This window comes from Amedibacillus sp. YH-ame10 (genome assembly GCF_053848885.1).
This window is the reverse complement of sequence record NZ_JBSPFA010000020.1, coordinates 1-13621: the sequence shown is the minus strand read 5'-3', so window position 1 is coordinate 13621 and position 13621 is coordinate 1. Positions and strand designations below refer to the sequence as shown.

General features: G+C 35.8%; 14 protein-coding genes, 1 rRNA gene and 1 other annotated feature. Of the genes, 14 read left to right on the top strand and 1 reads right to left on the bottom strand.

The window, feature by feature from the left end; translation table 11 throughout:
* The first annotated feature begins 1 nt into the window (after position 1).
* The 6 genes from murD to ACWG42_RS09660 all read left to right on the top strand — a co-directional run bounded on the left by murD (position 2) and on the right by ACWG42_RS09660 (position 4878).
* Positions 2-1315, top strand: coding sequence for a UDP-N-acetylmuramoyl-L-alanine--D-glutamate ligase (gene murD, locus ACWG42_RS09685; RefSeq protein WP_455791916.1), 1314 nt, complete (start codon positions 2-4; stop codon positions 1313-1315).
* 89 nt (positions 1316-1404) lie between these two features.
* Positions 1405-2235 carry an undecaprenyl-diphosphate phosphatase gene (locus ACWG42_RS09680; protein WP_455791915.1) on the top strand — a complete coding sequence of 277 codons (831 nt, stop codon included), beginning with the start codon at positions 1405-1407 and terminating at the stop codon, positions 2233-2235.
* A gap of 49 nt (positions 2236-2284) precedes the next feature.
* Entirely contained in the window at positions 2285-2812 is a 528-nt protein-coding gene (locus ACWG42_RS09675; RefSeq protein WP_455791914.1) for a cysteine hydrolase family protein, read from the top strand.
* Positions 2813-3020: 208 nt separating this feature from the next.
* Positions 3021-3392, top strand: coding sequence for a GntR family transcriptional regulator (locus ACWG42_RS09670; protein WP_455791913.1), 372 nt, complete (start codon positions 3021-3023; stop codon positions 3390-3392).
* Positions 3389-4084 carry an ABC transporter ATP-binding protein gene (locus tag ACWG42_RS09665; protein WP_455791912.1) on the top strand — a complete coding sequence of 232 codons (696 nt, stop codon included), beginning with the start codon at positions 3389-3391 and terminating at the stop codon, positions 4082-4084. The genes ACWG42_RS09670 and ACWG42_RS09665 overlap by 4 nt, the downstream gene beginning before the upstream one ends.
* Entirely contained in the window at positions 4078-4878 is an 801-nt protein-coding gene (locus ACWG42_RS09660) for a hypothetical protein (RefSeq protein WP_455791911.1), read from the top strand. The genes ACWG42_RS09665 and ACWG42_RS09660 overlap by 7 nt, the downstream gene beginning before the upstream one ends.
* Before the next feature lie 36 nt (positions 4879-4914).
* Here ACWG42_RS09660 and trpS read toward each other — a convergent pair whose 3' ends face one another.
* Positions 4915-5904 carry a tryptophan--tRNA ligase gene (gene trpS, locus ACWG42_RS09655; RefSeq protein WP_455791910.1) on the bottom strand — a complete coding sequence of 330 codons (990 nt, stop codon included), beginning with the start codon at positions 5902-5904 and terminating at the stop codon, positions 4915-4917.
* A 31-nt stretch (positions 5905-5935) separates the two neighbouring features.
* Positions 5936-6127: a binding site (T-box leader), on the bottom strand.
* Between the two features lie 131 nt (positions 6128-6258).
* Between trpS and spx the strand changes: the two genes are divergently transcribed.
* From spx to ACWG42_RS09615, 8 genes are all read left to right on the top strand, one after another.
* Positions 6259-6690 (top strand): transcriptional regulator Spx, encoded by a 432-nt coding sequence (spx, locus tag ACWG42_RS09650; protein ID WP_455791909.1) that lies wholly within the window; start codon positions 6259-6261, stop codon positions 6688-6690.
* A 99-nt stretch (positions 6691-6789) separates the two neighbouring features.
* Positions 6790-8886 (top strand): glucose PTS transporter subunit IIA, encoded by a 2097-nt coding sequence (locus tag ACWG42_RS09645; RefSeq protein ID WP_455791907.1) that lies wholly within the window; start codon positions 6790-6792, stop codon positions 8884-8886.
* A gap of 16 nt (positions 8887-8902) precedes the next feature.
* Positions 8903-9730: a PRD domain-containing protein gene (locus ACWG42_RS09640; RefSeq protein WP_455791906.1), complete on the top strand. Its 828-nt coding sequence runs from the start codon at positions 8903-8905 to the stop codon at positions 9728-9730.
* A 230-nt stretch (positions 9731-9960) separates the two neighbouring features.
* The gene (locus ACWG42_RS09635; protein WP_455791904.1) at positions 9961-10941 is read left to right on the top strand and encodes a PTS sugar transporter subunit IIB; all 981 of its coding nucleotides are present in this window, start codon (positions 9961-9963) and stop codon (positions 10939-10941) included.
* Between the two features lie 13 nt (positions 10942-10954).
* Positions 10955-11767 carry a PTS mannose/fructose/sorbose transporter subunit IIC gene (locus tag ACWG42_RS09630; protein WP_455791902.1) on the top strand — a complete coding sequence of 271 codons (813 nt, stop codon included), beginning with the start codon at positions 10955-10957 and terminating at the stop codon, positions 11765-11767.
* Positions 11768-11789: 22 nt separating this feature from the next.
* Entirely contained in the window at positions 11790-12707 is a 918-nt protein-coding gene (locus ACWG42_RS09625) for a PTS system mannose/fructose/sorbose family transporter subunit IID (protein ID WP_455791900.1), read from the top strand.
* A 69-nt stretch (positions 12708-12776) separates the two neighbouring features.
* Positions 12777-13154 carry a DUF956 family protein gene (locus ACWG42_RS09620; protein ID WP_455791899.1) on the top strand — a complete coding sequence of 126 codons (378 nt, stop codon included), beginning with the start codon at positions 12777-12779 and terminating at the stop codon, positions 13152-13154.
* Positions 13155-13534: 380 nt separating this feature from the next.
* A 16S ribosomal RNA gene (locus tag ACWG42_RS09615) occupies positions 13535-13621 on the top strand; the annotation flags it as partial.

Genomic DNA, 13621 nt, shown 5'->3' with positions numbered 1-13621 from the left:
CATGAAAACAAACGTATTGGTGATTGGAGCGGCTAGAAGTGGCATTGCAGTTTCGAAGCTTTTACATCGACATGGATTTCATGTAATCCTAACGGATATGAATGAAATCAAAGAAAAAGAAGAACTTATTCAACAAGGGATGGAAGTGTATGATCAAGGACATCCTGAAACTTTAAAGCACTGTGAGTATGCATTTGTTGTAAAGAATCCAGGGATTAAATATACCGTACCTTTTGTGAAATATTTTGTGGATCATCAAGTACAGGTTTTAACGGAAGTGGAGATTGCATATCGTTATGCATCGAAATTTCATTATGGTGCGATTACAGGAACCAATGGAAAAACAACGATTACGACGATGTTGTATGAGATGTTAGAATATAATCATAAAGCACTTGTTGCAGGAAACATCGGTGTACCATTGAGTGAACAAGCCTTTGAATTTGAAGGTGAGGAAAAAGATGTTGCGCTAGAATTGAGTAATTTTCAATTATTAGGAATTGATACCTTTCGTCCAACCGTGAGTGTTGTTTGTAATCTTGCGCCTGATCATTTGGATTATATGCCAAGTGTAGAATCGTATTATGAATCTAAAATGCGAATCTATGAGAACTGTAAAGGTGAAGATTGGTTTTTACGTAATGTAGATGATGAAACCTTGATGAAGTATGCAGTTAAAATCCCATGTCAAGTAATCGATTTTTCACTTGTGAGAGATGATGTAGAACTATATCGACATGAAGGTAGTGTATATTTAAAAGATATGAAGCTATTTGATGAAACTGATTTAAAAGTAGTAGGGGATTATAATTTATCCAATGCTATGGTGGCTAGTTGTATGGCATTCAAACTCGGTGTAAGTGTCGAGGACATTCAACAAGCAATACGTGCATTTAAGCCAGTAGAACATCGTTTAGAATACATTGGTGAAAAAGATGGAGTTAAGTTTTATAATGATTCCAAAGCTACAAATACCCATGCAGTTGTGGCAGCCTTACAATCCTTTACCAAGAATATTATTTTATTGGCAGGGGGGCATGACAAAGGTATTAGCTTTGATGATTTAAAACCATTTGATGAACGAGTGAAACAATGCATTTCTTTTGGAGAAACAAAAGAACAGTTCAAAGATATCTTCCATAATGTAACTACAAAAGAAACTATGCAAGAGGCACTTAATGAAGCAGTTCGTATCAGTGCACCAGGAGATGTGATTTTATTGTCACCAGCATGTTCTAGTTACGATCAATTTCCAAATTATGAAGTACGAGGAAAAATGTTTAAGGATATGGTAAACGAAGTACTTGCGAAATAATATTCTTTCAATTTCGTTATAAAACAAAAGAAAGATTGTGCTTTTGTAAAGCAACGTGTAAAATATTAAAATGAAACAGGAGGAGTATTATGTTAGAAATTTTAAAGTCGATTATATATGGTATTATTGAAGGAATCACGGAATGGTTACCAATCAGTAGTACAGGACATATGATATTGGTAGAAGAAGTTATGCCAATGGATGTATCAAAAGAGTTTTGGAGTGTATTTCTTGTGGTTATCCAATTGGGTGCCATCTTAGCAGTGGTATTATTGTTTTGGCACAAAATCTTTCCATTTAATCTAAAGAATAAAAATCGTCCATTCGTTCGTTATGATATTATGAATTTATGGGGAAAAATCTTAGTTGCATGTATTCCTGCGGCTATTATTGGATTGGCGTTCGATGATATACTAGAAAAATATTTATACAATGGTTGGGTAGTTGCGATCATGTTGGTATTGGTAGGTATTGCCTTCTTGTTTATCGAGAATAAAAACAAAGGAAAACGCGCACGTGTTACTACACTAGCTGAGTTGTCTTATAAAGACGCCTTGTTGATTGGTGGATTTCAGCTAATCGCTGCAATTTTTCCAGGGACAAGTCGTTCTGGCGCAACCATTCTTGGTGGCTTGATGATTGGTGTTAGTCGTACCATTGCGGCAGAATTTACGTTCTTCCTTGCGATTCCAGTTATGTTTGGTGCGAGCTTGTTAAAGATTGTGAAATTCGGATTTGGATTTACAGGAACAGAACTTACAATCCTTATTGTGGGGATGATTTCTGCTTTCATCGTTTCCTTAATTGTTATTCGATTCTTAATGAGCTATATTAAGAAACATGATTTCAAAGTTTTTGGTTACTATCGTATTGTGTTAGGAATCGTTGTTTTAATTACTTTCCTAACAGGAATTTTATAAGATATAAGGGACGAAAGTCTCTTTTTTAGTGAAAGGGAGGATTATAAATATGGTCTTATTAGTCATTGATACTCAAAAAGGTATTATGAAGGATGATGTGTATGCATTTGCTGTATTTGTATCAAATATCAAAAAGTTAATTGAAACTGCTCGTATGAATAACATCGAAATAATCTATGTTCGCCATCAAGATAAAGAGGGTGGAGAACTTGTAAGAGGATGCGATGCGTTTGAAATCTATGAACCATTTGCGCCTAAGGCAGGTGAAAAGATTTTTGATAAGAAAGTGAATAGTGCTTTTAAGGAATCGGGGTTATTGGATTATTTGAAAGGTAACAAAGAAAGAGAACTTATCATTACGGGATTACAGAGTGAATATTGTATCGATGCGAATATAAAGTGTGGATTTGAACATGAATTTCAAATCATCGTGCCTGCTTTTGCGAATTCAACAGTTGATAATGAATATATGAGCGCAGAAGAAAGTTATCACTATTATAACGATTTCCTATGGAAGGATCGTTATGCTACATGTATATCTATGGAAGAAACGTTACAAAGGATGCGAGGATTATGATGATTTTATACATCCATCGGTTGAGAAAGCTGTAAGCGTCGTTGTATTGTTTTTGCCTTTTATCATGGGGTGTATAAAAGAAGTGTTGATATGATAGAAAGAGTTTATCCTAGTAGATAGACTTTTTTTGCATTGGGTGTTGACAAAAAACAAAGTGTGCTGTATCATTGTGTTAAGCACTTAATACAGTGACACAGGAGGTGGTGTAATGATTACGGATTTCAGTAATGAGCGCCCGATTTATCTGCAAATTCTTGATTTAATTAAATTGGATATCATATCGGGGAAATACCATGAAGGAGAGAAACTTCCTTCTGTACGAGAACTAGCCGCAAGTTATCGAGTCAATCCGAATACTATGCAACGCGCCTTTTCAGAGTTAGAAAGTGCAGGGTTAGTATTTACAGAGCGTACAAATGGACGATTTGTAACGGAAGATAAACATGTGATCGCACAGCTGAAAAGAGAATTGGCTGTCGAAAAGGTGGAAGAATTTCTGGAAGCGATGAAATCGTTGGGGTATGAAGATGAAGAATTATTCGCATTCATTAGGGATGTTAGAAAGGAAGAGAAGAAATGAGTATTGTACAAATTAAAAATGTTAGTAAACGATTTGGAAACAAAGAAGCTTTAAAAAAAGTAAACTTGAATATCGAAAAAGGAAAGATTATAGGATTGTTGGGATCTAATGGAAGCGGAAAATCAACGTTGATAAAAATTGTCAATGACCTATTAGTTCCAACGACTGGTAATGTGTTAGTCAATGGTGAAAAACCAGGAGTGAATAGTAAGAAGGTAATCTCTTATTTACCAGAGAGAAGCTATTTGAGTTTCAATATGAAAGTTAAAGAACTGATTGCTTATTTCGCAGACTTCTATGAAGACTTTGATGAACAAAAAGCACATAAGTTGTTGGCAGACTTTGAAATCGATGAAAATGATCGATTGAAGACGATGTCAAAAGGTACAAAAGAAAAAGTACAGTTGATTATGGTAATGAGTAGAAATGCACAGTTGTATATTCTAGATGAGCCAATTGGGGGTGTTGACCCAGCTGCTCGTGATTATATCTTGGATACCATTTTAGCAAACTTCAACGAAGATGCATCAATCTTAATATCTACACATTTAATTGCGGATATTGAACGTATCTTGGATGATGTTGTATTTATTTCCAAAGGTGAAATTGTGAAGAATACATCTGCGGATGAATTGCGTAATGCGAGTGGGAAATCTATTGATGAAATTTTTAGGGAGGAATTCAGATGTTAGGGAAATTATTAAAGTATGATATAAAGTCTCAAGGAAAAAGTTTGTTGCCAATGTATTTGATTGCGTTAGGATTTGCATTAGCAACTCGTGGGATGAAGTATGTAGTAGATGCATTTCCAGTGGTATCAGTTGTCTATTCTTTTATGGTTACGATGTGTGTATTTGCACTTATTGCGGTTGTTGTTTGGACATTTATCGTGACGGTCAAACAATTTTACTTTAATGTATTAAAGGATGAAGGGTATTTAACACATACTCTTCCAGTCACAAGAAATAAAATCATTTTATCTAAGGAGCTTACATCTGTTGTGTTCATGGTGATTGCGACAGCAGTAGTAATCCTTGGTGTATTCCTTGCCTTTTATCAAGGAGGGGTTAAATCTTTCCTAGATCAAATAAGTGAAGTGTTCGCGATAAATGGAGTAGATAGTACAAAGGCACTCATTTGGATTATTGTTATACTTGCGATTAGCTATATCTCCTATGTTCAAATGGCATTTACGTCATTGATGATAGGGCAAACGCAAAATATGAATAAGATCTTGTTTTCAATTGTAGCTGCTATCATTATCTATGTTATTCAAAGCATATTGAGTCTTATTATGTTAGGGATTGATATTTTCATTAATCCAGAATTAATGGATGTTATGAATACATCGAATCCGTTATTATCAGATGTTTGGCAATATGTAGAATTGATATTTATATCCACAACAATTCTTACAATTATATCTATGGTAGTGTTCCATGTCCTATCTGTGGTTCTTGCGAATTATAAATTAAATCTTGAATAAAAAATAGAGGATGTCTTAGGACATCCTCTATGTGTTTTAGTTGAACAATTGAAATCCAACTTTCTTTTTTACTTTCATAAGTTTCTTTTGCGCAATTGCTCGAGCTTTGTCGTTTCCCTCGGCAATTACTTTTTCTAACGTACCACTACTTAGGATTTCTTTGTATTTCTTTTGTAAATCAGTAAGGAAGTTAAATACAGCTTCACCAACTTCTTTCTTGAAATCTCCATAGCCTTTTCCTTCATAACGTTGAACGATGGATTCTATTTCTTCTCCAGTTAAGGAAGAAAGGATCATAAGAAGATTGGAAATTCCAGGTTGTTGTTCCACATCATATGTAACAACACCTAAAGAATCTGTAACTGCAGACATAATCTTTTTACGAGCAACTGCAGGTTCATCTAATAAATCAATGGTACCTTTAGGGTTCTCTTCTGATTTTGACATCTTCTTTGTTGGGTTTTGTAGGGAATAAATTTTCGCTCCTACTTTAGCTACCAATGGTTCAGGAATCGCGAAGGTATCTCCATAACGATGATTGAAACGTTCTGCCAAATCTCTTGTAAGTTCTACGTGTTGTTTTTGGTCAAGTCCCACGGGTACATAATCCGCATCATATAATAGAATATCGGCTGCCATTAAAGCTGGATAAGTAAACAAACCAGCAGTGATACCAGTTTCACCTTTTGCGGTTTTATCTTTGTATTGCGTCATTCTCTGCATTTCTCCGATATAGGAATTACACGTCATAATCCAACCCAACTCTGCATGTTGTGGTAAATCACTTTGTAAAAAGATGGTCGCTTTGTTTGGGTCTAAACCCGCAGCTAGATATAAAGCAATTAAATCCTTTGTATTTTGTTTTAGTTCTGCACGTTCTTGAGGAACGGTAATAGCATGCATATTGGCAATGAATACATACATTTCATAATCTTCTTGGTACTCCACAAAATTACGGATGGCTCCAATATAATTTCCCAATGTTAATCTTCCTGTTGGCTTAATGCCACTTAGCATTCGTTTCATAAAATATCCTCCTAAAATAAAAAAAGTACCCTGTAGGGACGCATATAGCGTGGTACCACCCAACTTGCTTCATATGAAGCCACTTCTCATAACGGTGAGTTTCCGCTCAGATGAGTATGCTCGAAAGTCCCACTTCAAATATTAGGTGTACTGACTTTCACCAACCATCAGTTCTCTATTTAGCATCCATAACATTCTACTCTTACTTTTTCATTGCATATGTATTAACAGTATTATCATACTATCACAACGAATACTTGGCAAGAGGAAAACAAAAAAACTTGAAATTTCGCTTTCCATAAAAAACACTATACTATATAATAGAGGGGTGAAACCAAAAGGAGGCAGATATAGATGATTATCTTATATACATCACCAGGATGTGCAAGCTGTCGAAAAGCAAAACAATGGCTCAAAGACAACGATATGAAGTTCGTTGAGAAAAATATTTTTACGACTCTATTAAAAGAAGAGGAGATTAAATACCTCTTACAGAGAAGCGAAAATGGTACGGAGGATATCATATCTACACGTTCCAAAGTATTTCAAGAATTAAACAAAGATTTGGATGATTTATCCGTAAAAGAATTGGTTGATTTGATTCAGAAGAATCCTAGTATTCTAAAAAGACCAATTATGATCAATGAAAAAAGTTTTGTTGTGGGGTATGACGATGATGAAATCACAGCCTTTATTCCACCGAGCCTTAGAATCATGGCGGAAAAAGCATGTAATCCAAGTTGTGCAAATTATCCAATTTGTGGTAAAGTAAGAGAAGAAGCATAAAGTAGTGTGTATAGCATACTGCTTTTCTTTTTGTGCAACAAAACGATTGACGATACAATGTTCAAATGTAATAATTATCATTGAGATATGGGAGAGCTTATGAAATCTAATTTATTTGGGATCATGCAACGTGTTGGACGTAGCTTTATGTTGCCTATTGCCTTATTGCCCATTGCTGGACTTTTCTTGGGATTGGGTAGTTGTTTGACAAATGAAGCAACCATTGCATCACTGCATTTAGAAGGAATTTTAGGGCAGGGGATGTTTTTGCATGATGTGTTACAGGTGACAACAAAAGTAGGTAGTACAATATTTAATAATCTACCGATTATATTCGCGGCTTCAGTTGCCTTGGGTATGGCAAAAAAAGAGCGAGAGATTGCGACACTTTCCGCAATCGTAGCCTTTTTAGTAATGCATACGACCATCAATGGAATGTTGGTTGCGGATGGAAGAATCGTTGATGGTAAGGTAGCAAGTGATGTAGTGGATGGGACAATCAATTTCGTATGTGGGATTCAATCTTTAGAAATGGGAGTGTTTGGTGGCATTCTTGTTGGTTTAGGGGTTGCGTATTTACATAATCGTTTCTATCGCATCGAGCTACCAAGTGTATTATCGTTTTTTGAAGGTACGCGCTTTGTACCTATTATATCTGCAGTTGTATATTTGTTTGTGGGTTTCTTGATGTATTATATTTGGCCGTTCTTTCAAAATATGATATTTTCAGCAGGGGACTTTATAACGCAGTCAGGGTATATTGGAACTTTTGTGTTTGGTTGTATTAAGCGTATACTAAATCCATTTGGGTTACATCATGTATTCTATTTGCCTTTCTGGCAAACGGTTGTTGGTGGATCAATGGAAGTAAATGGTACGATGATTTATGGAGGACAAAATATTTTCTTTGCACAATTAGCGGATCCTAATACCATACATTTTAGTGCAGATGCAACTCGTTATTTTACGGGAGAGTTTCTGTTTATGATCTTTGGGTTGCCAGGAGCTGGTTTGGCAATGTATCGCTGTTGTAAGAAAGAATATAAAAAAATTGTGGGAAGTTTCCTTTTGACAGCATGTTTGACGAGTGTGTTAACGGGGATTACGGAACCTGTAGAATTTATGTTTTTATTCTCTGCGCCTATTTTGTATGTGATACATGTCATCTTTGTGGGAAGTGCTTATATGGTGGCGCAAATATTGAATATCACGATTGGACTTACGTTCTCGGGTGGACTGTTGGATTTTATTGTGTTTGGAGTTTTACAAGGGAATGATAAGACGAGTTGGTATTTGGCAATACCAGTAGGGCTTTTCTATTTCTGCTTATACTATTTTGTATTTAAGTTTATGATAGTCCGTTTTAATTTAAAGACGATTGGGCGAGGAGGGGCGCAAGATTTATTGGCTCTTACCATTCATAATAAGAAGGATAAACAGGAAAGTGATTCCTATGTGATTGATAAACAGGCACAACGTATTGTTGTGGGTGTAGGTGGACGTGATAATATTAGTAATCTAGATAGTTGTATTACGAAACTTAGACTTACCATCAATGATAGTGCAAAGGTAAATAAAGCGTTGTTGAAACAGGCTGGAGCAGCAGCGATTATTATGCATGGAAATGGACTACAAATCATATTTGGTCCGAAGGCTTCGATGATTCGTACAAATATCAAAGAATATTTATTGCATACGACAAAAGATGAGATGGAAGAAGAACAAGCATCATTATGTTTGGGGAATGTTGAAATTGGGTGTATTGTAGATGGGGAAGTCATGGCAATCGAAGAATCCTGTGATCAGATGTTTGCGCAAAAACTGATTGGTGATGGAGTGATGGTAAAACCTAACGATGGTTTGATTGTTGCGCCATGTGAAGGAGTTGTAACTATGATTTATCCAACAAAGCATGCAATTGGTCTATTGCTAGAGAATGGTATAGAGTTGTTGCTTCATTTTGGTACAGATACTGTCAATCTCAAAGGAGAAGGATTTGAACTTCTAGTAAGAGTCGGGCAGACTGTTTCAAAAGGTGATGTATTATGGAATGCAGATTTACGTTATATTCAAAAAGAAGCAACTTGCGAAAATATACTTGTGGTATTTACAAATCTCTCAGATGATTATAAAATTGAAAAAACATATAAATCAATGAGCAGAGGGGAAGTCATGATGAAACTCATCCGTGATTAAGAAAGGTGGAAGGCAAATGTATCGAGTGATTAAGGTGTTGAACAATAATACAATCCTTGCAGCCCACAATCAACAAGAAGTGGTTGTTATGTTTAAGGGTATCGGCTTTGGCAGAAAAGTCGATGAAGAATTTGAAGTTAGCAAACAAGCAAAAAAATACATTATGCAAAAAGATAACAATGATGCAAGAAGATCGAGTGAACTTTTGTATCAAATGGATCCTATTTATTTAGAGATTGCTTCGGAAATCATTTATTTAGCAAAAGAGAAATTTGAAAAAGTAGATGAGGGAGTCTTGTTGCCATTAGCGGATCATATTTGTTATGCCATCAAAAGGATGGAGGATGACTTAATGCCTTCCAATCCATTTCTAAATGATATACGTTTATTGTTTCCTGATGAATATGAAGTAGCTGAAAAGGGAAAAGATATCATAGAAGCAATGATATCAAAGACAATCAACGAAGATGAAATTGGGTATATTACATTGCATGTGCATTCTGCTATTTCTGCAAATAAAGTAAGTGATACCATGGAGGCAACACGCATCATCCATGAAAGTATTGATAGTTTACAACAAGATCTGGGTATTACGATTGATACAAAATCCATATCGTATGTTCGTTTGATGAATCATATTAAGTTTTTGATATTGCGATTGAATACAAATGAGAAGTTACAAATGGATATTAGTGAGTTCACGAAAGAAAAATTTCCATTTGCTTATGAGAAGGCCAAGGATGTATGTGAGGCTCTCTCAAAAACATTAAGTAAAAATCTTCCAGATAATGAAATTGGATATTTAGCACTGCATTTGGAAAGGATTTTATCGTGCATAACATAATAGGAAAAAAATGTATAAAAAATAAAAATTAGATATTGACAGTAAGCGCTTTACATGATATCATGGCAAAGTAAAACCGAATACTCATTAGTGTGTAACTGTTAAGGACAGGCATTAACTAATTTAAAGCAATGAAACATCTTTTTGTATAGATGTGAATTCTTTGAATAGTTGCCTGTCCTTTTTTTGCGCAATGAGTATTTACTTTTAAAAGAAAGGTAGGATATAACATGGTAGGAATTATTCTTGCTAGTCATGGTGAATTTGCTCAAGGCATACTGCAATCTGGTGCAATGATCTTTGGTGAACAAGCAAACGTGAAAGCTTGTACACTGATGCCAAGCGAAGGACCTGATGACATTCGCAACAAAATGGAGGAAGCAATTGCTGGATTTGAAGATAAAGATCAAGTTTTGTTTCTTGTTGATCTTTGGGGAGGCACTCCATTTAACCAAGCGAGCACATTACTAAATGGACATGAAGATACATGGGCAATCGTTACCGGTTTAAATTTACCGATGTTGATTGAAACTTATGGTTCTCGTTCTTTTATGGAAACTGCTCACGAAATCGCTTCACATATTGTAGATACTGGAAGAGAGGGTGTTCGTCCTTTACCAGAAGCATTAGAACCAAAGAAAAGTGAACAAGCTCCTGTAGCTGCACCAGTACAAGGTTCTATTCCAGAGGGAACAGTGGTAGGTGATGGACATATCAAATATGTTCTAGCACGTGTTGATACACGATTGTTACATGGACAAGTAGCAACCTCTTGGACAAAGACAGTGAAACCAACAAGAATCATTGTCGTATCTGATGGAGTTGCGAAAGATGATTTACGTAAAAAGATGATTGAACAGGCGGCTCCTCCAGGAGTAAAAGCAAATGTTGTACCTGTTGATAAAATGATTGAAGTTGCAAAAGATCCACGTTTTGGTTCTACAAGAGCAATGTTATTGTTTGAAACACCACAAGATGCACTTCGTGCAATTAAAGGTGGAGTAGATATCAAATCTATTAACTTAGGTTCTATGGCACATTCCTTAGGAAAAGCTGTTATTACCAAAGCAGTAGCAATGGGAAAAGAAGATGTAGAAACATTTGAAGAATTATTATCATTAGGAGTTGAGATTGATGTACGTAAAGTACCAACCGATTCTGCAGATGATTTTAAAGCAATTATGAAAAAAGCGAAAGCGGAAATAAAGTAGGAGGAAATATCAAATGTCAGTAATTACAATTTTATTGATTGTTATTGTAGCCTTTCTGGCTGGTATGGAAGGTGTTGTGGATGAATTCCAATTCCATCAACCATTGGTTGCATGTACGTTAGTTGGTTTGGTAAGTGGTCACTTAAAAGAAGGAGTTATCCTTGGTGGATCCTTACAGATGATTGCTCTAGGATGGGCAAATGTTGGGGCAGCGATTGCACCGGATGCGGCACTAGCATCGGTAGCATCAGCCATTCTTATGGTATTGGGGTTACAGGGTGGAAATACAGATGTAACAAATGCAATTAATACTTCTATTGCAGTTGCAATTCCATTATCAGTAGCTGGTTTATTCTTAACAATGATTTGTCGTACATTAGCAATTCCTATGGTACACTTCATGGATGGTTGTGCTGAAAAAGGAAACATGCGTGGTATGAGTATGTGGCACATTCTTGCAATTTGTATGCAAGGTCTTCGTATTGCAATTCCTGCATTAGCATTATGTATCGTTCCTGCAACTGCAGTAACGGATGCTTTAAATGCAATGCCAGCTTGGTTATCAGGTGGTATGGCAGTTGGTGGAGGAATGGTTGCAGCTGTAGGTTATGCTATGGTTATCAACATGATGTCTACAAAAGAAACTTGGCCATTCTTTGCTCTAGGATTTGTTCTTGCAGCAATTGGACAATTAACATTGATCGCATTAGGTGCAATTGGTGTTGCGCTTGCATTAGTATATCTTGGATTAAAATCAAACAGTAGCTCAAATGGTGGTAATGGCGGTTCCGCTGATCCATTAGGCGATATACTGAATGATTACTAGAAAGGCGTAGGAGGAAAAGAAAATGGCAGATAAAATTCAATTAACAAAAAAAGAACGATTTTCAGTAGCTATGCGTCACCAGTTCCTTCAAGGGTCTTGGAACTATGAACGTATGCAGAACGGTGGTTGGGCATTCTCCATCATTCCAGCAATTAAAAAATTATATCCTAATAAGGAAGATCAAATTGCTGCTTTAAAACGCCATATGGAATTCTATAATACACATCCATATGTATCCGCTCCAGTTATGGGAGTTACCTTAGCACTTGAAGAAGAACGTGCAAATGGTGCGCCTGTAGAAGATGCAGCGATTCAGGGTGTTAAAGTTGGTATGATGGGGCCTTTGGCTGGTGTCGGAGATCCTGTATTCTGGTTTACAATTCGTCCTATTTTAGGAGCATTAGGTGCATCCTTTGCATTGAGTGGAAATATCATTGGACCTTTGTTGTTCTTTGTTGTTTGGAATGTATTACGTCTTGCGTTCTTATGGTATACACAAGAATTCGGATATAAAGTAGGAACTTCTATCGCACAGGATATGTCTGGTGGGATCTTAGGGAAAATCACAAGTGGTGCTTCTATCCTAGGTATGTTCATCATTGGTTCCTTGGTACAACGTTGGGTAAGCATTAGCTTTACACCAATTGTATCTACGGTTGCTCAACAACCAGGTGCTTATATTGATTGGGCAAATCTTGAACCAGGAGCAAATGGTATCAAATCTGCATTGGAACAATTCGCTTCTTTAGGAGCAAATGGATTAAATGTAGATAAAGTAACAACATTACAACAAAATCTTGATCAATTGATTCCAGGGTTGTCTGCATTATTGTTGACATTGTTATGCTGCTGGTTATTGAAAAAGAAAATTTCACCAATCGTTATTATCGTAGCATTATTCATTATTGGTATTCTTGCACGTGTTGCAGGTATCATGTAATTCTATACGTAATAAAGGATACGCACTATAACTATTGAACACGTCGTTTGATGAGAAGGAGTGAAGCATATGGCACAGTCATTAAATACAAAAGTTGATCTTACAATTAACGCAACATCTTATATGGGGATGGCGACCTATGGGAAGGTTATGATTGGGGATAAAGCATTTGAATTTTATAATGATAAGAATGTAGAAGATTATATCCAAATACCTTGGCAGGAGATAAATTTTGTATCTGCTTCTGTGATATTAAAAGGAAGATGGATTCCACGTTTTGCGATCATCACAAAAACAAATGGAACGTATACATTTTCATCACGAGACAATAAGAGATTATTAAGAGCCATCCAAGGATATGTTGATGCCCAGCGCATGGTAAAATCTTTGAGCTTCTTCGATGTAATCAAACGAGGTGGTAAAGCTTTAATACCAAATAGAAAATAGTTATATATAGTTATATATTATATATATATAATAACAAATTAGAATTTAGGTCGTTTTATAGAAAGAAAAGGAAATCTCTGTCTATCTATATACGACCTTTTTCTATGAGAAAAGGTAATGAAAAGAGAGTAAGAATGCAGGAATTGTGGTAATACTAACTGATGAAAAAATAGATTCTAAATTTTTAGAAAAAAAAGCATAATTTTGGTTGACATAAAGAGATAAGTATAGTATTATTAACAGGCACTCAACGAGAGTGAAAACAAATCGGTCTTTGAAAACTGAACAGGAAATACGTTGATTTCAATGAGATATGAACATAATCATATTCCAGATAAACAAACAAAAAACAAGACGTTGGCAAAACGTCTGAGCTAAATCAAATGGAGAGTTTGATCCTGGCTCAGGATGAACGCTGGCGGCATGCCTAATACATGCAAGTCGAACGAAGTCTTTAGAAAGCTTGC